Here is a 19,248-nt window from a genome sequence, read left to right on the forward strand (position 1 = left end):
CCATGCCCATTCCCAACGTGTCGCTGTATGAAACGCTGACCGGGCGGTTCAGCAACGGCCTTGCCATCGATCAGGCCAGCGAGCATGAGCAACTGCTGCTATCGGTGCTGGGCACCCTGCAACGGCTGTTTGCGAGCCGCCAGGGCGCTCTGGCTCATGTGCCAGGTTTCGGCCTGCCTGACCTGGGTCGCATGCTCGATGCGCAACCCGCTGCACGGCAGCGGTTGTGCCAGGCACTGAGCGACGCGGTGCTGGCTGCCGAACCGAGAGTACTCAATGCCAAGGCCACGCCACTTGCCCAGAGCATACCGGGGCAATTGAGCCTGGAGCTGACCCTGGAACTGGCAGATGGGCGCTGCCAGGCGGTGTCGGCAGCGTTCACCGCGCACAGCCCCGTAGTGCTCGCTGCGTTGTGCGACCACGGCATGCAGGGCCCGGCTGGGAGGCCGCGGTGACCCTGCCAAGCCCCTTGACACTAGGTGCAGATCCGCGACGCACACCGGAATTCGGCCAGCTTCGCCAGGCCTTGGCACCTCTCGCACATCCTGCTTGCCCGGACGTGAACTGGCCGCAGGTTCGTGCCTGCGCTCAGGCGTTGCTGCGCGCACACGGCGCCGAGCTACAGGGCCTGAGGGCGTTGGCACTGGCCCATCTGTGGTGCGGCGAACCGCAGGCGGCTGCGGCGGTCATCCGTTGCGTCGCGCACCTTATCGTCGAGCATTGCGCCAGCCTGTGGCCCACCGAGGGGGGGCAGCGGCAGGCGCTGATCGATCAATGGTGCACGCAGGTGCTGGTGTGGTCGCGGTGCGCGGCGAGCGAGGACGTCGAAGTGATCTCCTCAGCGCTGGCAACGTTGCAGCGGGCGCTTGAAACGACGTTGCAGGTCACGCCGTTGGCGCTGCATGCCTTACTGAGGCGCCGCGGCCAACAGCAGGTACCGATCCCCGTGCTACCCAGTGGCGACTTGCAAGCGACGCGTATTGGCGGCGGCCAGGGCAACACCCCACGGCACTCCCGCAGCAGAAGCCTGCTGCTGCGATTGGCAGGTGCCATGATCATTTGCATTGCTTCAACCTTATGGATGCAGCCAAGGCCGCAATTGCCACCCATCGATGTAGCTGAGCTGGCCCTGTTCGATGCGGGAAGCGCACAGTTGGGTACACAGGCGCTAGAGCTTCTCACCTCGCTCGTTGGCCTGGTAGCTCACCATCCAGGTTGGCTGATTGAAGTTCGGGGCCACAGCGATGCCAGCGGCTCGGCCGAGCATAACCACTCATTGGCCAAGGCCCGGGCGGCCGCCGTGGGCAGGTGGCTGGCCGCACACGGCGTGCCCGCACAGTGCATTCGGACCCTGGGCGTCGGCGCCGACCGGCCCTTGCTGGCCAACACCACAGCGGCGGGGCGCGCGGCGAATCGTCGGGTAACGATCCGCCTGACGCACACTACGCCGCCATGCCCATTCACGCAGCCTGCGACAACGGCCGCGCGACCTTCTCCAGCGACTGGCGCTCTGCTGCCACGCCCCAGCGGGCCTGAACCGCACCGGCGATGATCATCAGTGCCGCGCCAATCAGGTAGCCGATAAAGACGTTGGTGCGGTCATGGCTTTCGATCAGCGCCCCGAACAGGGTAGGGCCTATGATGCCACCCAGGCCCGTGCCGAAGGCGTAGAACACCGCGATCGCCAACGCGCGGATTTCCAAAGGGAAGGTTTCGGCTACCGTGAGGTAGGCCGAGCTGGCGGCGGCTGAGGCGAAGAAGAAAATCACCATCCAGGCAATCGTTTGCTGAACGACATCCAGCATCCCTTGTTGGAACAGGTATCCACTCAGCGCCAGCAGTACGCCGGAAAGCATATAGGTGCTGCTGATCATGATGCGCCGGCCGACCACGTCGAACAGTTTGCCCAAGAGCAATGGCCCGCAGAAGTTGCCCAAAGCGAAGGGCAGCACATACCAGCCGATGTGGCCGGAGGGCACGTTATAGAAGTCAGTGAGCACCAAGGCGTAGGTGAAGAAGATCGCATTGTAGAAAAAGGCCTGGGCTGTCAGCAGGGTCATGCCTACGAACGCACGCCGCCGGTGCATCACGAACAGCGAGCTGAAGACCTCTTTGAGCGGCGTGTGGTCCCTGGCGTGCAGGCGTAATGACGGCTCGGTAACCGGCGGCAGCTCATGGCCCAAGTCATGTACGTGCTTTTCAATGTTCTCAACGATACGCCGGGCCTCATCGGGTTGGTCGTGGATCATCAGCCACCGCGGGCTCTCAGGGACCCACAGGCGCATGAACATGATAATGAGGCCCAGCGCCGCACCGATACCGAAGCACAGCCGCCAGCCCAGATCGCCGCTCACCACGTTGGGGTCCAGCAGCACGATCGAGCCGAACGCGCCCAGTGCTGCACCTACCCAGAACGTGCCATTGATGGTCAGGTCGACCCAGCCGCGAAAGCGCGCGGGGGTAAATTCCTGAATGGTGGAGTTGATTGCGGTGTATTCGCCGCCGATCCCGGCGCCTGTCAGGAAACGAAACAGCAGAAAACTCCAGAGATTCCAGGAAAACGCCGTCAGCGCTGTAGCGCCGATGTACAGGAACAGGGTGATGAAGAACAGTTTGCGCCGGCCCAGGCGGTCGGTCAGCCAGCCGAAAAACAGCGCCCCGAGTACCGCGCCGGCGATATAGGCGCCGCCTGCCAGGCCAATATCCGTGTTGCTCATGCGCAAGACGGGGCTGTCCTTCAGCGCACCGGAGACGGCCCCCGCTAGGGTCACCTCCAATCCGTCGAGCAGCCAGGTGATGCCTAGCGCAAATACCAAAAGCGTGTGAAAGCGACACCACGGTAAACGGTCGAGTCTTCCCGGCAGATCGGTTTCATAAATGTGTTGCTGCGAGTCATCGCCGGCGGGCACTTCGCGCGTGGTCATGGCACGTTCCTTGTTGTGTAGGCCTATGGCTGTGAAGCGGTGAAGCTTGCGTAAGTTCAACCGGCATGCCCCAATGGATCCTTTTTCGCACTTTCAGGGCTGTCGAGGGTCTGCCTCGACAACGAATAACGACAGTGCACCAAGGGATGGGGGAGCAGGCTCATGGCTATCGACTACAAAACAGGATTGGGCGTGGTATTGCCGCTGGCATTGGCTTTGCCGCTCAATGCCTTCGGGCTCGAGTTCAAAGGTTACGGCCGCATTGGCAGCGGCGGTGCCACCAGTGGTGGGACGCAGCAGTGCTTTCAGCTGCCCGGCGCGCCGATGAAATACCGGTTGGGTAACGAATGTGAGACCTATTGGGAACTTGAGCTGGATCAGGACCTGTATCGCGGGGACGACGGCACTGTGCTGCGGGTGGGGGGCATGGTCAGCCTCTACGACAGCTACAACCACTTCCCCACCTTCACCGGCGACGACGGCCGTGTGCGGCTGCCGCAGGCCTGGGCCGGCTGGCAGTCGCCGCTGTTCAACGGTGGCACGCTGTGGGCCGGGCGCCGTTACTACAAGCGCCACGATATCCATATCGGTGACTTCTACTACTGGAACCCGAGCGGTGAAGGTGTAGGCATCGAGGACGTGCGGATCGGCGAGCATCTGTACAGCTATTCGATCACTCGCGAAGACAATACCGAGCAGAAAGACAAAGCCACGCGCCACGACTTCAATGTCGGCGATTTCCAGGTCAACACCAACGGTTTCATCGAGCTGGGCGCAAGCTACATCCAAAAGCCCGGGCAGGTCGAAGGCAGCCACAGCGGATGGTCACTCACCGCCGAGCACAACCAGGAAAAGTTCTTCGGCGGGCAGAACCGCTTCGTGGTGCAGTATGGGGAAGGCCCGGGGATCGGCCTGGGGCAGACGGGCGACCTCACCGCTTCCAGCAACACCCGCACCTGGCGCGTGATCGAATCCCCTCGCTGGCAGATCACCGACAATTTCGGCGGGCAACTGATGGCACTGGCGCAAAAAACCAAAGCGCCTAACGATCAGGGCCTGCTGTGGACCTCGTTCGGCGTGCGGCCGTCCTATGCCTTCACTGAGCAATTCAAGCTGCTGGCCGAGTACGGCCACGACCAGATTCGCCCGGATGCTGGCGGTACCCGGAAACTCGACAAATTCACTATCGCACCCACGTGGGCCATCGGCGGTAAAGGGTTCCTGTCACGGCCTGAGGTGCGCTTGTATTACACCTATGCCAAATGGAACCGTGCCGCGCAGCTGGCGGCTGATGACGGCACGGCGCTGTCTGAGACAGGGGCCTACGGTTCGGCCTTGCACGGCTCCAACGTCGGGGTACAGCTCGAGACCTGGTGGTAACGCGCACCGCTGCCCGGCCAACGGATGCTGAGTACCTGCAGTTGGGCGGCGGGTAAAGCGTTGCGGCGCAGGGCCTGCGCTGGCACGCCGAAAGCGTGCACCGTTCGCGTTACGCTTGGCCAAAAACCAGGGCGCGCTGCAACTCACTGTGATTCGCCGGCAGATAGAGGCAATGGCGGACCCGCGTGATCGCCGTGTAAAGCAGCGCGATACGTTGGGCCCGCGCGCGTTCGGTCTGGGGCGTGGGCCCTAGGTACAAATCATCGGACAACGCCAGCCGGTCGAACTCGAAATTGCGTACATCCCGCACCAGCGCTACGCGATAGCCACCGGCCTCGGTCAACCGCGCCGGCGTGATCAGGCTGTACCAAGGGCGCAGATGGCTATGGTCGCGCTGCCCAGCCAGCCACTGCGCTACACGCAAAAAGCTAGGCTCCTGCGCTTTGGCCGCGTGCAGCTGGTCCCAGGTGCGATAGCGGGCGAGGTCCGGGCGGTGCGAGCGCACGTCGCTGCGAAACAGCCGGGCAGCATCCGGCACCAGGCTGAGCAGCTCATCGGGGCCAGCGGTGACGACTTGGCAGTGAATTTCGGCACTGGCCAATCGCTGAACCCAGTCCCACAGCCCCCAGATATCCTTGACCAGAATCAACGTTGGTTGCTCGGGAATGCCCTGGGCCGGGTAGCCGATCACCTCGGTATGACGGGTATGGTTGCCCTGGAACGGCATGTCCAGGCTACCTGGATAGGCGTCTATCAACGGGTTGACCAGATCTTGCAACGCAGTGCCGGCACGCAGCGACAACCGCATCTCACGGTGGCGGATGTGCGCGGCGTGCGGGGTGCCAAAACCCGCCAGGTTTTGGTAACGATCGCCGAGTGTAATGACTGCCTGGGGGCCCCGATCAAGGATCTGCACCAACGGTGGCGTCAGGTCATGGCCCTCATCGATCAGCACATGGCTGAAGTCGCCGGGTATGTTGGCCCCAGACAGCGCCATGAACTTGATCCAGTGCATGGCCCGGATCGGCAGGGTCACGCCCGCTTGCGGCGGCTCGAACAGCGCGGCCCACATCTGCTGGGCCAGCCCGACCAGGCGCTGGCGTACCGGCTCTGCGAGCCATTGATAAGCCTTGGGAATGTGCGCAAGGCCCAGCACATCGTGGTTGGAGGCGCAAAACTTGATGACCGTGCCCCGACAGATCGCTGCCACCTGGGCCGGAGTGTAAGGGGTGAGCTCAGGCAAGTTCAGCGATTGCGCGACCTCGGCGGTGCTCACGCCGTAATCGGGGCGGCTGCGGTAGGGTGCGAACCCCCAGCCCAGCTGGCGCTCCACGCAGCTGGCGGCCATGGCCAGAAAGGTGCTGGCTGCCGCTTCGGGAAAGCGCTGGCGAATGGGCACCAGTTTCGATTCGGTGTCGGCCAGAAACAGGCAGCGCCGCTCGCCCAGATGCTCGATGATCGCACTGAGCAGGTGCGTCTTGCCGGTGCCGGCATGTGCCTGCGCTTCCACTGACTCGCCGGGGTTGGCCTTGAGCGTCTGCAGTAGCCGCAGTTGATGGTCGGTGACCTTCACGACGCGCCCATCGGCGACCGGATACAGATGGCGCAAGGGCGTTTCACGCTCGGCGTAGAGGGCACCGTGGTTGAAATCCCAGGTGCCGTCCGGCAGTAGGTAGCCCCTGCGGTCTACCCCCGACTGGTCCATCAGCCCGATACCGCAAGCCGCCGTCAGCATCAGCCCGCGGCTAAAACTGGCGCGGTCAAACTGCGTGGCCAGTACGGTCTGCAACTGTTCGGTGTGCTTGAGCAACAGCCCCGCGAACTGACGCTCCAGTTGCAAGGGCGCAGGGGTTGCGTCGTTGAGCACGGGCAGGTGCTGCAGAAACAGCACCGCCGCGATTTCGGCGCGTGATAACCGTTCAGGTACCGGCACTTCGCCTTGGGCGAAGGTGGTCGCAAGCGCATCGCTCAAGGGCAAGTACCAAGCGGGTGGGGTCACGTAGCGGGTCTCACAGGCAAAAGTGCACATGGTGCAGAGCCGTAGCGGCTCAGGCAAGGCCGGCGTGCTAGAAGCGCACGACCACGTATATTCCAAGCCCCCCCATGCACATGCAAGCCAGGCCCAGTGCGAGAATCTGCGCCAGCGGCGCGACAGCACGGTTCTCCGAGATGCCCCGAACGCTGGCCCGGTAGCGCCCCTGCAGCCCCAGCCAGATACCGCCAGCAGTGCACAGCGCCAGGGCAACCAGCGCGTAGGCGAACACCCCATGGTGGGGCACCCACCTGAGGAACAGCAGGCTTGCGCCGGCCAGCGACAGCAGTGTACGCCGCCACGCCAGGAGGGTGCGCTCCGGTTGCAAGCCCAGGTCAGCGTGGCCGCGTTGCAGGGCCATGGGTCAGTGCGGGCGCAGAATGACAAACACGATCAGCACCGCTGTCACCAGCGCGCCACCGATCGACAGCACCGGCACCAACAGCGGCAAGGGCAGGGGCGCCTGATTGCGCATGGCCCGTTCGACATTGAGCCATCGCACACAGGCACTGGCACTGAGCAACAGGCCCAGCAGCAACAAGGCGATGGCCAGCAATTTCCTGACGTCTGGCAGGAAAATGTCGGCGGTGAAGGCTTCTACAGCGATGCCCCCGGCCATCAACGCCAGGGCGGTGCGAATCCAGGCCAGAAAAGTGCGCTCGTTGGCCAGGGTGAAGCGAGGGTCGGGTTCGCTGCCACCGGGCAGCAGTCGTTGGGCGAGTTTACTGCGCGTGTGCATGGGAGGGCCTTGGGTGGAGGTGATGCCTTAATTACCAGAGCGGTGTACAGCGATGCAAGCCGAGACGCTGAGACAAGCGGTCTCAAGCATGCATGCGGCGCAACCGCCGCTGGACGCGTGCAACCCAGGCGGCACGATGGGCACTCTACCCACCCGAGGAGACCTTCATGAGCACCCAGGCAACACGTATCGCATTGGTTACAGGCGCCGGCCAAGGGATCGGCCGCGCCATCGCCCTGCGCCTGGCGCGGGATGGCTTCGACCTGGCGCTGGCCGATATCGCGCCCCAAGGCCTGCAACAGGTCGCAGACCTTGTGCAGTCAATGGGCCGCACAAGCCAGGTGCTGCACTGTGATGTCAGCGACCGCAGCCAGGTATTCGAGGCTGTGGCGCAGGCTCGCCAGCACCTGGGCCGGCTCGACGTGATGATCAACAACGCCGGTATCGCCCAGGTGGCCCCGTTGCTCGACGTACGCCCAGACGATGTGCAGCGCCTGTTGGGCATCAACCTGCAGGGGGTACTTTGGGGTATCCAGGCGGCAGCGGAGGCGTTCAAGGCACAGCAAAGTGGCGGCAAGATCATCAACGCCTGTTCGATCGCCGGCCACGAAGGCTTTCCCTTGCTGGGCGTCTATTGCGCCAGCAAGTTCGCGGTACGGGCGCTCACCCAGGCCGCGGCCAAAGAACTGGCGCATGCCGGGATTACCGTCAACAGTTACTGCCCAGGCGTGGTGGGTACCGACATGTGGGTGGAAATCGACCGCCGCATGGCCGAAGTGACCGGGGCCAAGGTGGGCGAAAGCTACGACCGCTTCGTGGGCAACATTGCATTGGGGCGTGCCGAAACGCCTGACGATGTAGCCGCCTTCGTCAGCTATCTGAGCAGCGAGGATGCGAACTACATGACAGGGCAGTCGGTGATGATCGACGGTGGCCTGGTGTACCGCTGAGCCTTGGCCCACAAGGGTACTGGCCATCTCACGGCCGGCAAAAGCGTTAAGCCCGGCGCGCCAACCGATCCAGCAGGGGCGCCATGGCCGCACGCCGCATTTGCCACTCATCACGGGTGATGCCTAGCAGCACCACGTCCAGCCGCTGCCCGTCACGCTCGATCTGGGCGCGGCGGGTGCCCTCGATGATGAAGCCGAACTTCTGGTGCAGGGCGATTACGGGTGTGTTGAAGGCCAGCACCTCACAGTTGAGTTTTTCCAGGCCTGCCTCACCGAAGGCATAGTCAAGCAGGCGCGCCTCGACTTCACTGCCCAGGCCCTTACCCTGCAACGTTGTGTCCAGGTAGAACGCCCAGTCGGCGGTTTTGTGCTGCAGGTTGATTGCCGAGAGCGACACCACGCCTATGGCCTGGTCATCGAGCAGCAATGCGAAGACCCGCATCCGCCTGTTGCTTACCAGCGATGCGAGCCAGGCGCTATGCTCCTGCTCGCTGATTTCATGGCAGGTATACATGTTGTGCCGCACGGCCGGCTGATTGCGCAGCTCGCGCACGCGGGCTTGCTGAGAGGGGGAACAGTCGAGCAGGGGGCGCCACTGCATGGGGGTCTGGCCGTCGCGAATGAATGGGCGACAGTGTAGCGGGTTAAACCGCCAGCGAAGTCACGAACTGAACCACCAGCAACGTCCAGACGACGGCTACCGATACGACGAAAACACTGAACAATTCGGTGGGTTCCACACCTACGTCTCCCCTGACGACTCATGAGACGACACTAACAAACCCGCTGGCGCAGTGACACCATTGGGAGGGTTTACCTATCACTTTAGGGGGGTAAGGCCGATGGAACCTTTGGGAAATAGCGCAAGAAATTGCGCCTGGCCAATGGGGTCGCCCGCCTCGGCAGCGCGGGCCAACCACATCACGGCGCGGCATGGCAGCAAGGGCAAGTGATGCATCGCCAGCAATTGCATGGCGCCTGCATGGCCTTGCTTGGCTGCTGCTTCCCACAAGGCCAGCGCCGAACGCGAACGGCCGGCCAGTACAAGCCACTGGCCGAGCTCGACCTGCGCCTGGGCGTTGCCTTGGTCAGCTGCCAGTAAAAGAGCGGCGTCGAGGGGTTCCTGGGCATCGGGCAGGCATGGCCATAGGCTTGAAAGCGCCAGCCGAGCACGGCCCCGGGTGTCGTTGCCCGGCAAGCGCCGGGCCTGGCCTCGTGCGAGGCGCCGCCACCAGGTCCGCAGGCTGTGGCCGCTGAGCAGTTCGGCAAGCTCCAGGCTGACACCTGCTTCCATGGAAAAGCCTCCCAGGGTTCGAAGGCCGAAACTGTGCCAAGGCAGCCCGCCCACGGCGAGCAGCAAAGTGCTTCAAGCTGATACGGCACGTTGGGTAGCGTGCCAGCGGCTGAATTGGCATATCACCCGGTATGCCAGCTCGCGAGGCTCCCCGTCGTGACCGGCGCCCGCTCATACCGCCCGGCGTTGGCCCGCCTCTTGCTCCAGGCAGTGGGCAACATTCTGCCCACTGTCCAAGGAGAGGACTCCATGCAAAGTATCCAACGTGGCTTCACCCTGATCGAACTCATGGTCGTGGTGGCCATTATCGGCGTGCTATCGGCCATTGCGCTGCCCGCTTATGGCAACTACCAGGCGCGCGCCAAGCTTGCGGCGGGGGTCGCTGAGCTGTCTGCGCTGAAGGTGGTAGCCGAAGATGCGCTGCTGGCCGGGCACGCCATCGACAGCATCAGTGACCTGCCTAACGTCAACCCAGGCTCCCGCCACTGCGAACTGGGTGCCGCCTTCGACGCCGCCGGCAGCGGCAGGTTGGTGTGCACCGTGGCGCAGGGGCCGTCTGCGCTGCGGGCGGCCAACGTAACGCTGGAGCGAGGCGCTGACGGTCTGTGGTCATGCTCTGTGAGTGGGGTAAGCGACCCCGCACTCGCGCCCAGCGTCTGCCCAGCTTCCTGAGCCTGATCCCCCACCCTGGCCGGGAAAGTCGCGCGGCGCAACACCCTCCGCTATTGCCCCTGTGAACCGATGCATCGGGTGACAGGGGTAACTACGGAGGGGTGCTAACAAACCTGAATTTTTTGACACATTACGCTTGGCTGCCTATACCTTCGGCTCCACCACTCAGCCACAGGGTTGCTCTATGGACAGCCAATACCCTGGCCAGCGTCGGCAGTCGGCCTTCTTGAACCTGCACATCCCCTACAGCCTGCTGTTGGCAGCCAGTGCGCTCTGCGCCGAGGCGGCCAGCGCTACCGGCAGTTGCAATGGCCCCAATACCACCCTCAGCACACGCAACACCCTCGGCTGCGCCCTCGGCCCGGCGGAGCGGGTAACGATCACTGCGCAAGGCAGTATCGAGGTGCAAAGTGGCCCAGCCATCGACATTGCGCATCCCGGTGAGGGTGCCAGTAGCGTAACCAATGCGGGCCTGCTCAAAGGCAGCCAAGGCATCCGCCTCCAAGGGACGCAGGCCAGCGGCCAGCTCTACAATCAGGCCGGCGGGCAGCTCGTGGGGGCGGGCGAAGCGCTATTGCTCGACAATAGCCGTTACACCGGCGATTTCCGAAACGAGGGCAGTGCCCAAGGGGGCACGGTGGGTGTGCGGTTCGTCGACAGCACACTGGCGGGCTTTCTCATGAATTACGGCAGCATCCAAGGTGAGGACGCCGGCATCAGCATCGAGCGCTCATCAGTGGGTTACCTGATCAACAACGGCACGGTATGGGCGCGTGAGGTCGGCAGTGCCGGCGTGACGGTCAACGCGGGGCGGATTACGCGCGAGCTACTCAATAATGGGCAGATACGATCAGGCGACCAGGGTTTTGGCCTGTCGCTGACCGGGGGCACTGTCGTGGAAGGCCCGGTGGGCAACACGGGGCAAATCACCGGCCATACGGCGGTCTACCTCGACAACGTTATCGTGCAAGGGGAGTTCTATAACACCGGCCGCATTGCGAGCACTGCAGTGGATGTGGGCGGTGACAATGGCCAGATTGCCGTGGACATGATCAACGCCCAGATTGGCGGAGATTTCACCAATGGCTCCGGAGCGACTATCGAAAAAGGCTACCAGGGCGTATCGATGCGCCGGGTAACGGTAGGCGGCGACTGGACCAACGCAGGTTCTATCCAGGCCGAGAATGGCGTGCGCCTCTATCGCACACGTATCGAAGGCAACTTCGACACCTTCGGCAGCATCAGTGCCTTGTATCGCGGTGTGAACCTGATCGATAGCAGTATCGGCGGGCGCTGGATCAACCGAGGTCAGGTCAGCGGGCGCGAAGCGCTCAGGGTCAGTGGCACAGAGCTGGGCGGTTTCCTCAACAGCGGGGCGCTGCGCGGGCAGGCTATAGGCGTGAGCCTGGTTGACGGTGCAGAGGTTACAGGCAACTTCAACAATGCCGGGCTGATCCAAGGCAAACAGTATTCGCTGTATGTAAGTGACGATAGCCAACTGCCCAACCTCAACATCGCGGGCGTCGGTACCGCCCGATTCGACGGCGCGGTTTATGCCCCCAACACCCAGGCCACCCTGTTCAGCAATGCGCAGTACCAGATGAAAGGCGGCGATCAGTGGACCGTGGCGGGCTTCACCCAGCGGGGTACCCTGGTGCTCGCGGCGCCCACCAAGCGAGAGACCCCGGCGATGATCACCGGTGATTACCGGCAGGCCGCTGGCGCTGTGCTACGCACCCAGGTGCTGGATCAAACCCACTACGGCCAATTGCGGGTTAGCGGCACAGCGACTTTGCCAAGCCAGGCACGGATCGATGTCGATGTCACTCGCGCAGACCAACCCTTTACCCTAGGGCGCCTGCAAGGGGTGATCAGCGCAGGCACATTGGTGTCGGACGGTACCTTCAACGTAACGGGCAATTCGGCGCTGTTCGATTTCGCTGCAGTGAAAAACGGCAATGCCGTCGACCTCACCTTGCAGCCCAAGCGTGCCGATGGCGTGCGCCAGGCCAGCGCCGCGGTTGCGGGCGGGCAAGGCGCCGCCCGGGTGCTGGATGCGGAGCTGGCCAAAGGCAGCGCCAGCCCACTGTCGGCGTATTTCGTGGGTGCTGCCAGCCAGGCGCAAGTCGCCAACCGGGTCGCTCAAGTGTTGCCACAGGGTAATGAGAGCCTGCGAGCCAGCCAGGCCATGCTGGGCGACATCAGCCAGGCGCTGCTGGACCATGCCGGCACTACCAATGCCGTCTCACCGGCCGGCGCCTGGGCGCAATCGTTCAATCGCCTGGCCAGCCGCGAAGGCGGTGGCAGCCTGGGCAGCAGCGGAACCTTGGTAGGTTTTGATACACCAACCGGGCAAACCACCAGGGTCGGCATGGCATTTACCTCTGCCAGCGGCGGTAGCGGCGGGCTGGGCGAGGGCTCAGCGCGCGGTAGCCAAACCCAGCTGTGGCAATTCACAGGCTATCGTGCTGTAACACTGGCCCCCGGAATGCAATGGCTCACCTATGCCGGTGCCGGCCGCAGCACCCAACGTGTTACGCGCAGCCTGGCCTTCGATAGCGTGGGTGGCCAGGCCCGCGCCGACTACGCCAGCCATGTCGCAACCTTTGGCAGCAGCCTGAGCCAGAGGCTGGAGGTCGGCCCAAGCACGCAACTGACGCCATCGCTGCGGTTGGACTACAACCATATCCGTGACGAAGGCTATCGGGAACGGGGCTCGGCAAACCTGGCGCCGATGCTGCTGGAGGTGCAGGCGCGCCAGAGCGATCAACTGATCGCCGGCCTGGACACTCGCCTGGATCACCGGCTAGGGGAAAGCGGGGCCGCGCTACATGTGAGCGTTGGTGTGGGATATGACCTGATCAACAGCGACAACCCCCAGCTGGCCCGTTTTTCCGGCGCATCTGAAGCTGCCTTTGAAACTTCAGCCAATCCCGCAAGCCCATGGTTGGCGCGGGCCAGCCTGGGGCTGAGTGCGCCCCTGCCAGGCGGGGCGCAACTGGCATTCACTTACAGCACGCAAAGCCGTAGTGACTACGCCGAGCAGCAGGCTCAGCTGGCTATCACCAAGGCCTGGTAGCGGCCCGCTACCTTACCGGCCTTTCTAAGCTGCGCGGCGGTTCGAGAGGATTCGCCGCGCGGCTTGCCTCTATAGCGATCCTGTGGGGTGATGGCTCATTGAGATCGCCGCTACTGTTTGCCCCCCCATTTTCCTTACGTATCGCCTATTGGCCCCGATAGGGCGCTGTGCATCCAAACCGACTATTAGATTCGATAACGCTGCATTATCCCTTGCCAGAATATATGAATCTTCAGTGGATAAACCGTCGTTTATGGTATGTAATTACGGCCTACGTAGCACGGTACATATTGAGATTTCAAAATGGCAAGAGTCGGGATCAGCAAGGCGGCGGTTCAGAAGGCCCGCGATGCGTTATTAGAGCGTGGTGAGCATCCGAGCATCGATGCTGTACGTATCGAACTTGGCAACACGGGCTCCAAGTCCACCATCCATAGGCACCTGCGTGAGCTGGAGGAGGGTGATGCGTCACTGGCGGCTGGCCTGGGTTCGATCAGCAAAGCCTTGGGCGACCTAGTCACTCAATTGGCGCAGCAGCTGCACGACGAGGCGCAAGCCCGCATCGACAAGGTCGCTCAGGAATGCGAGGCACGTTGCGAGGCCCTGGGTGAACGGTTGCAGGTGGCCGAAAAAGAGGCCGAAGCTTTGACCAAGGCATTGGCTATTAGCCAGGCGGCCTTGGCGGCCGAGAGCGAAGCGCTGGCGACTAGCCAGGCATCGTTGCATACCGAGCAAACACGCAATGCCCAACTCGGCCAGGCCAATCAGGACCTGCAAGCCCGGCTTGAGGACAAGCAGGCACAGGTCGCCTCGCTCGAAGACAAGCATCAGCACGCGCGTGAGGCGCTGGAGCACTTTCGCGAAGCGGCCCAAACCCAGCGAGAGCAGGAGCTGCGCCGGCATGAAGGGCAGTTGCAACAAGCCCAGGCCGAGGCGCGGCAGCTGCAGCAAGCCTTGGCAGTGCGCCAGGAAGAGCTCACGCGCCTGCACCGCGATAGCGACCGGCTGGCGATGCAGTGTGAGCAGGCTCAGGCTCAGCAGGCGTCGATGGTTGAGCAGGTACAGGCTGCAGAGCAGGCAAAAACGGCGCTAGTTCAGCAACATGCACAAAGTGAGGGGGCACGCTCAGTGCTGGTCGCGCAGTTGGCAGAGGCGAAAGCCGAGCTGCAGGCCGAAGGCGAGCGCTACCGAGCGTTGGCGGCCCAGGCCGGCGAAGCTTGGCAGGCGCTGGAAACCGCGCGCGCCGAGCTCAAGGCGTTACGCGAAGCTGCCGAACGAGGTGCTGAGCCGGGTGCCTAGGCGCCACATTCTTTCAGCCATTTGCCCCATCAGAACGCACGTGGCCACAGCGGCCTGTCTCGAGGTTATCGTGGCGCGTGCTAATTCGATGGGCCCACCAGGACAATACTGCAATGCACAATCGCAGAAAGTTAGAGGGCTTCACCGAAGCCGACTTTTCTCCGATACGTCACTGCGGTCTTCGAAGCGCAGGGCATGGCCGAACAGGCGCATAACGCCCTCATCGAGGAATTCGTCGATATCGTGAACAACCCCTCCGATAACAACTTGATTTTCTATCCCGCTTCGCCCCGGCGTCGAAGATTCGACCCAGAGCGTACTTGCGGTGATCCGCGACTGAGTATTGGAGAACAACCAGGGTTTCAAGCCCTCTGGGATTTAGGCAAAACGACCGCGTCAGGTAGGGCTTTCTGACTTGGGAAGTGCAAGCGCCTGCGTAGAATGCAAAAAAAACCACCGCCCCGAAGGGAGGTGGTCAATCAGTATCACCAAAGGACTGAAGTGGAAACGGCCTCAGCATTCAGGCGGCGGGGGGATGCCAGGACACTGAGGCAGATTCGTGCTTCGGGACCAAGGTTAACATTGGCCCTGGCCACCAGGGCATTAGTGCTATCGATAGGCATTATCAAGGCAAAACATGAAACTATTGAGCTGGCGGGTAAGGCTCTGAATAAAAGGTTTCGGAGTGTTCCTATAGGGGTATGAATGGCGTTCATATAGAGTTCGCAACTGTTTCGCCTTGGCGCCCCAAACACTGGTACAGGCTGCATCAATTGAATTTTTCGGCCACTGGCTCAGTGAAAATTTGATTGCGGGCGGCGAGCCCGGGGTGAGGGTCGACTAGGCTAGGTTCAGTGTAGGAATGAGTCCACCATGAACGCCAAAATTCATCATCCTCTCATCCGTGTCGCATTGCTCGATGACCACGAAGTCGTGTTGTTCGGCATGCAGCAACTACTGGCCGCCGACTCGGACATCGAAGTTGCTGCCGGTTTTACCCGTATTCAAGCTTTCTTGGATTACCTCAAAAGTGACCCCAGCATCGATGTGGTGATCGTCGACTACAACCTGGTGCCAGGCGAGGACGACGGCCTGAACCTGATCCGTCGAATTGATCGTTATTTTCCCCATATCAGTATCCTGGTGGTGTCGAGCCTCTATATTCCGGCAACGGTATCGCTTGCGCTGCAAAACGGAGCCCTCGGTTATCTGGGCAAAGCCGAAGCGATCGGCCACCTGCCGGCTGCGGTAAGAATGGTCCACAAAGGGGAGCAATGGCTGGAGCCGCGGATGCGTGAAAAAATCACCCAGGCGCCGGTGGTGTGCACTCCGCTCGAGCATGACATGCCCGGCGAGATGATGGGGGTGCGCTCCAGCCGAAGCGCTGACCTCACTGCACGGGAACAGGAGGTGATCCGCGGGCTGCTTGAAGGCAGTTCAGTGACCGACATCGCGCTGAGCTGCCACCGCTCCATCAAGACCATCAGCGCTCAGAAGCAGTCTGCCTTTCGTAAGCTGGGCGTGCGCAATAACAGCGAACTATTCAAATACCGCCGGCATATCTTCGATGATGGCAGCGCATGCTCGTCATGACACCTATCAAGGCAACGCTATGCGCGTTGCTGTTATCACCTTTCAACCTGGCCCTGGCCCTACCCCTGACCGAGCAGGAGCAGGCCTGGCTCGCAGAACACCCCGTGGTGCATTACAGCATGCAACCCAACTGGCCCCTGGACTACGTCAAGGCTGGCCAGCATCAAGGGCTGAGCCGCGCATACCTGGACCGCATCTCGGCTGCCACTGGGCTGAGGTTCGTTTATCGGCCCACCGATCAGCTTGACCAGGCGTTACGCCAATTGCGCAGTGGCCAGCTCGACATGACGGTGGCGTTGTCGGCACGCTTGGTGGGTGATCGCGTGCTGCAGCAGGTATTACTCAGCGACCCGTACTTTGCCGGCTCCACGGTCATTGTGGCCCGGGCAGACGCACCGCTGATGTTCAGCCCTCAGAAGCTGCGCGGGCAGGTGGTCGCCATTCGCCGCAGCGGCGGCTACGCGAACTATCTGCGCCAGGTATGCCCGGACATCACGCTCCTTGAATTCGATCATGCAGAACAGGCGCTGGCAGCCGTCGCCACCGGCAAAGCTTTCGCGACAGTCGGGCTGGACCTGATCCTGCAGCCGGTGATGCGCCGCGACTACCGCCACGAGCTTCGCGTTGCAGGCGTGCTGGCAGACATGCCGGTGGTGCTGAGCATGGGTATCGCCCCGGCCGATGCTCCGCTGCAGGGGATCGTCGACAAAGCGCTCGCCAGCTTGAGCGTGAACGATCGTGCAGCAATCGAAGGCGACTGGGTCGACAGTAGCGTACCTGACCGGCCAACCTTGTTGGCCATCATGAAGGACCGCTGGGTCGAGGCAAGCGTTCTGGGGCTGGTATTGCTGTTACTGATGTTGATGGCACGCCGCGCCCGCCTGGCCCAGCGCTCGGCACAGGCCAGCGAGAATGCCAAGTCGGCTTTCCTGGCCATGATGAGCCATGAAATACGCACCCCAATGAACGCAGTGCAAGCCTCAATCGAACTGCTACTTCGCTCCCCCCTCGACACCCAGCAGGCCAGCCTGGTGAACCTGGCCAACGACTCTTCGCTGGCGTTGCTGGAAATGCTCGATGACGTGCTGGACATTGCACGGCTCGATGCGCAGCGAGTGGCGTTGTCCGAGGAGCCGACGGACCTGGCCAGGTTGGCTGAATCAGTGGCCGACATCTACCGCCTGCGCGCCCAAGGCAAAGGCCTGGAGCTGAACCTGATACTTGAAGGCTTTGACGGCACCCCTATTTGGGCCGTCGACGCTGTGCGCTTGCGCCAAGTGCTGTCGAACTTGCTGTCCAATGCGGTCAAGTTCACCGAGCAAGGTTGGGTGCAACTTCGCCTGCAACTGCAACACCGCGAAGGTGGCCAGGCCTGGCTCAGCGCTACGGTGCGCGACACCGGCATAGGCATCGCCCCGGAGCAGCAACAGCGCTTGTTCCAGGCCTTCACTCAGGCCAGTACCTCCACCACTCGCCATTACGGCGGCAGTGGGCTAGGGCTGTCGATCTGCAAGCAATTGGCGACGCTGATGGGCGGCCAGATCGAGGTACGCAGCCAGGCAGGCCAAGGCTCGCTGTTCCACGTGCTGATTCCCCTCAAGCCTGCATCAGCGCCTGTGGTCGATGTCGAACTGCCGCCAGCGCCGGCCAATCCTCCCGCCGCGCCACGTTGCCGGGTATTGGTGGTCGAGGATCACCCGGTCAATCGCCAGGTGCTGGGGTTGCAGCTTGCTAATCTTGGGTACGAGTGCGACATGGCCGCTGACGGTCGTCAGGCACTGGCGATGTTCGAGGAGCGCGGGCCATGGGGGGTTATATTGCTCGACTGCTACCTGCCCGAGGTCGACGGCTACCAGATCGCCCGGCGCATACGCCAGATCGAGCAACGCAACGGTACGCCAGGTGTGCCGATCATCGCGATTTCAGCTGCCACCGATGATCAACACCGCCAACGTGCATTGGAGGCCGGCATGGATGCCATTCTTACCAAACCGCTGCGTATAGAAGCTCTGGGTGCAGCGTTGGCGGAGCATTCCATCGTTGCCTCTGACCCGCGCGCTCAACTGCTGGGTTTGTTTATAGAATCCGGTGAACGCGACCTGCTGGCGCTGCGCCAGGCCGTGGCTGAGCAGGCGTGGGGCTCTGCGAAGCACCATGCCCATCGCCTGCATGGGGCGGCGCTGATGGTCGGGGTGAGGGAGGTCGCCGCGCTGGCCGGTGATATGGAGCAAAACCTCACCGCCGAGCCGCCGCTGGCGCCATCTCAAGCGCAACTGGAGGCACTGGAACAGGCGCTGCGCGCCTCAGGCACCCAGCCAGTAGAGGCACACTGAAAGGCTTAGCAGCGACAGCACGGTGGAAATCAGGATCGTGCGTGAAACAACCCCGGCTTCACGTTGGTAATATTCCGCAAGCATAAAGGGCCCGGTGCCGGTGGGCAGCGCGCTGAGCAGCAGCGCTGCATGGGCCCACACCGGCGGCAGATGAAACACCCTGATGGCCAGAAATGCAGTGAGCGCAGGTTGCACTGCCAGCTTGATCACCACTAATGGCCACGCACCTGCCTGTCGCCCCGGCTGTTTCTCGGCCAGAAACAGCCCCAATGATATAAGCGCGCAGGGCGTAGTGGCTGCAGCCAGCAGATCCAGCAAGTGCATCACCGGCGTAGCGAGCCCCAGCCCGGTGCAGGCCCAGGCGGCACCAAGCACGGGCGCTGCAACCAACGGGTTCTTCGCCAGCGCTTTGAGCACAGTGGCAACCGCCCGCCCCAGGTGCCGCTCCTGTTGCAGCCCTACCTCGATACACACCACAGCGACCGCAAACAGCACGCACACCACGATCAGCGTCGAGATCAACGCAGGCTCAAGGCCGGGCTCGCCCAGTACCAGCAGGCACAGGGGTATACCGATGTAGCCGGTATTGGCATAGGCCGCGCTGAGCCCGTCGATGCTGGCATCCACAAGAGGGTGGCCCATCCGCAACCGCCAGAGGAGGGTAAAGGCGAAAGTCAGCAGGCAACCGGCACTGAAAGCGATCACGAAGCCAGGTTGCCAGATCTGCGCCCACGTGCTGGTGGCAGTGACCTTGAACAGCAAGGCCGGCAAGCAGAGCCACACCACCATACGGTTGACTTCCGACGCTGCTGATGGGCCCAGGCGATTGCTACGGCGGCACAGGTAGCCCAGCAGGATCAAAGCGAATATGGGCAGAATGACGGTAATGACGGTATGCATGGAAAGCTCTGGGGCGAGGGTTTGAACGCCAGTGAGCCTAACGTTGACGAGCG

At 62.6% G+C, this 19,248-nt stretch carries 16 protein-coding genes and 1 pseudogene; 10 read left to right on the plus strand and 7 right to left on the minus strand.

Translation table 11 applies throughout. The features are described from left to right. The first annotated feature begins 2 nt into the window (after positions 1-2). Positions 3-455: a type VI secretion system baseplate subunit TssE gene (tssE, locus tag F474_RS01135; protein WP_097086609.1), complete on the plus strand. Its 453-nt coding sequence runs from the start codon at positions 3-5 to the stop codon at positions 453-455. Then, positions 452-1,552 carry an OmpA family protein gene (locus tag F474_RS22510; RefSeq protein ID WP_165830247.1) on the plus strand — a complete coding sequence of 367 codons (1,101 nt, stop codon included), beginning with the start codon at positions 452-454 and terminating at the stop codon, positions 1,550-1,552. Before tssE ends, F474_RS22510 begins: the two co-directional genes overlap by 4 nt. On the opposite strand, the gene F474_RS01155 is transcribed toward F474_RS22510, so the two are convergent. Next, positions 1,461-2,924 (minus strand): MFS transporter, encoded by a 1,464-nt coding sequence (locus F474_RS01155; RefSeq protein ID WP_097086614.1) that lies wholly within the window; start codon positions 2,922-2,924, stop codon positions 1,461-1,463. The genes F474_RS22510 and F474_RS01155 overlap by 92 nt on opposite strands. Before the next feature lie 162 nt (positions 2,925-3,086). Here F474_RS01155 and F474_RS01160 point away from each other — a divergent pair, with 162 nt between their 5' ends. Then, positions 3,087-4,304 carry a carbohydrate porin gene (locus F474_RS01160; protein WP_097086616.1) on the plus strand — a complete coding sequence of 406 codons (1,218 nt, stop codon included), beginning with the start codon at positions 3,087-3,089 and terminating at the stop codon, positions 4,302-4,304. Positions 4,305-4,413: 109 nt separating this feature from the next. Here F474_RS01160 and F474_RS01165 read toward each other — a convergent pair whose 3' ends face one another. The 3 genes from F474_RS01165 to F474_RS01175 are packed head-to-tail and all read right to left on the minus strand — an operon-like array spanning position 4,414 to position 7,075. Beyond that, a complete protein-coding gene (locus F474_RS01165; protein WP_097086618.1) occupies positions 4,414-6,333 on the minus strand; it encodes a hypothetical protein in 1,920 nt (639 codons plus the stop codon). 37 nt (positions 6,334-6,370) lie between these two features. Beyond that, a complete protein-coding gene (locus F474_RS01170) occupies positions 6,371-6,697 on the minus strand; it encodes a DUF202 domain-containing protein (RefSeq protein WP_097086620.1) in 327 nt (108 codons plus the stop codon). A gap of 3 nt (positions 6,698-6,700) precedes the next feature. Beyond that, positions 6,701-7,075, minus strand: a complete 375-nt coding sequence (locus tag F474_RS01175) for a YidH family protein (RefSeq protein ID WP_097086622.1) — start codon at positions 7,073-7,075, stop codon at positions 6,701-6,703. A 167-nt stretch (positions 7,076-7,242) separates the two neighbouring features. On the opposite strand from F474_RS01175, the gene F474_RS01180 reads away from it, so the two are divergent. After that, complete coding sequence (locus F474_RS01180; protein WP_097086624.1) at positions 7,243-8,025, plus strand: acetoin reductase; 783 nt, start codon at positions 7,243-7,245, stop codon at positions 8,023-8,025. 46 nt (positions 8,026-8,071) lie between these two features. Here the strand turns inward: F474_RS01180 and pseH are convergent, their stop codons facing one another. Both pseH and F474_RS01190 read right to left on the minus strand, forming a co-directional pair. Further along, on the minus strand, positions 8,072-8,626 hold the full coding sequence (gene pseH, locus F474_RS01185) for a UDP-4-amino-4,6-dideoxy-N-acetyl-beta-L-altrosamine N-acetyltransferase (RefSeq protein ID WP_097086626.1): 555 nt from the start codon (positions 8,624-8,626) through the stop codon (positions 8,072-8,074). A gap of 219 nt (positions 8,627-8,845) precedes the next feature. After that, positions 8,846-9,319: a hypothetical protein gene (locus tag F474_RS01190; protein WP_125483357.1), complete on the minus strand. Its 474-nt coding sequence runs from the start codon at positions 9,317-9,319 to the stop codon at positions 8,846-8,848. Between the two features lie 249 nt (positions 9,320-9,568). Here F474_RS01190 and F474_RS01195 point away from each other — a divergent pair, with 249 nt between their 5' ends. From F474_RS01195 to F474_RS01220, 6 genes and pseudogenes are all read left to right on the plus strand, one after another. Next, positions 9,569-9,991: a pilin gene (locus tag F474_RS01195; RefSeq protein ID WP_097086631.1), complete on the plus strand. Its 423-nt coding sequence runs from the start codon at positions 9,569-9,571 to the stop codon at positions 9,989-9,991. 184 nt (positions 9,992-10,175) lie between these two features. Beyond that, entirely contained in the window at positions 10,176-13,070 is a 2,895-nt protein-coding gene (locus F474_RS01200; protein ID WP_097086633.1) for an autotransporter outer membrane beta-barrel domain-containing protein, read from the plus strand. Positions 13,071-13,373: 303 nt separating this feature from the next. After that, the gene (locus F474_RS01205) at positions 13,374-14,369 is read left to right on the plus strand and encodes a DNA-binding protein (RefSeq protein WP_097086635.1); all 996 of its coding nucleotides are present in this window, start codon (positions 13,374-13,376) and stop codon (positions 14,367-14,369) included. Positions 14,370-14,537: 168 nt separating this feature from the next. Then, positions 14,538-14,783, plus strand: a pseudogene (locus tag F474_RS23110) (bacteriocin immunity protein); the annotation flags it as partial. A gap of 459 nt (positions 14,784-15,242) precedes the next feature. After that, positions 15,243-15,962 (plus strand): response regulator transcription factor, encoded by a 720-nt coding sequence (locus F474_RS01215; RefSeq protein WP_097086639.1) that lies wholly within the window; start codon positions 15,243-15,245, stop codon positions 15,960-15,962. Continuing rightward, positions 15,950-18,295, plus strand: coding sequence for an ATP-binding protein (locus F474_RS01220; protein ID WP_097086641.1), 2,346 nt, complete (start codon positions 15,950-15,952; stop codon positions 18,293-18,295). The genes F474_RS01215 and F474_RS01220 overlap by 13 nt, the downstream gene beginning before the upstream one ends. Here the strand turns inward: F474_RS01220 and F474_RS01225 are convergent. Next, a complete protein-coding gene (locus F474_RS01225) occupies positions 18,266-19,195 on the minus strand; it encodes an AEC family transporter (RefSeq protein ID WP_097086643.1) in 930 nt (309 codons plus the stop codon). The two genes, F474_RS01220 and F474_RS01225, sit on opposite strands and share 30 nt — an antisense overlap. Between the last annotated feature and the right edge of the window lie 53 nt (positions 19,196-19,248).

The sequence above is a fragment of the Pseudomonas sp. URIL14HWK12:I12 genome, assembly GCF_003097135.1.
GTDB lineage: Bacteria > Pseudomonadota > Gammaproteobacteria > Pseudomonadales > Pseudomonadaceae > Aquipseudomonas.

Excerpts from the sequence above, each read along its gene's own strand:
- tssE (WP_097086609.1), top strand. The coding sequence starts at position 3 with ATGCCCATTCCCAACGTGTCGCTGTATGAAACGCTGACCGGGCGGTTC.
- F474_RS01155 (WP_097086614.1), bottom strand. The coding sequence starts at position 2,924 with ATGACCACGCGCGAAGTGCCCGCCGGCGATGACTCGCAGCAACACATT.
- F474_RS01160 (WP_097086616.1), top strand. The coding sequence starts at position 3,087 with ATGGCTATCGACTACAAAACAGGATTGGGCGTGGTATTGCCGCTGGCA.
- F474_RS01165 (WP_097086618.1), bottom strand. The coding sequence starts at position 6,333 with ATGTGCACTTTTGCCTGTGAGACCCGCTACGTGACCCCACCCGCTTGG.
- F474_RS01170 (WP_097086620.1), bottom strand. The coding sequence starts at position 6,697 with ATGGCCCTGCAACGCGGCCACGCTGACCTGGGCTTGCAACCGGAGCGC.
- F474_RS01175 (WP_097086622.1), bottom strand. The coding sequence starts at position 7,075 with ATGCACACGCGCAGTAAACTCGCCCAACGACTGCTGCCCGGTGGCAGC.
- F474_RS01180 (WP_097086624.1), top strand. The coding sequence starts at position 7,243 with ATGAGCACCCAGGCAACACGTATCGCATTGGTTACAGGCGCCGGCCAA.
- pseH (WP_097086626.1), bottom strand. The coding sequence starts at position 8,626 with ATGCAGTGGCGCCCCCTGCTCGACTGTTCCCCCTCTCAGCAAGCCCGC.
- F474_RS01190 (WP_125483357.1), bottom strand. The coding sequence starts at position 9,319 with ATGGAAGCAGGTGTCAGCCTGGAGCTTGCCGAACTGCTCAGCGGCCAC.
- F474_RS01195 (WP_097086631.1), top strand. The coding sequence starts at position 9,569 with ATGCAAAGTATCCAACGTGGCTTCACCCTGATCGAACTCATGGTCGTG.
- F474_RS01200 (WP_097086633.1), top strand. The coding sequence starts at position 10,176 with ATGGACAGCCAATACCCTGGCCAGCGTCGGCAGTCGGCCTTCTTGAAC.
- F474_RS01205 (WP_097086635.1), top strand. The coding sequence starts at position 13,374 with ATGGCAAGAGTCGGGATCAGCAAGGCGGCGGTTCAGAAGGCCCGCGAT.
- F474_RS01215 (WP_097086639.1), top strand. The coding sequence starts at position 15,243 with ATGAACGCCAAAATTCATCATCCTCTCATCCGTGTCGCATTGCTCGAT.
- F474_RS01220 (WP_097086641.1), top strand. The coding sequence starts at position 15,950 with ATGCTCGTCATGACACCTATCAAGGCAACGCTATGCGCGTTGCTGTTA.
- F474_RS01225 (WP_097086643.1), bottom strand. The coding sequence starts at position 19,195 with ATGCATACCGTCATTACCGTCATTCTGCCCATATTCGCTTTGATCCTG.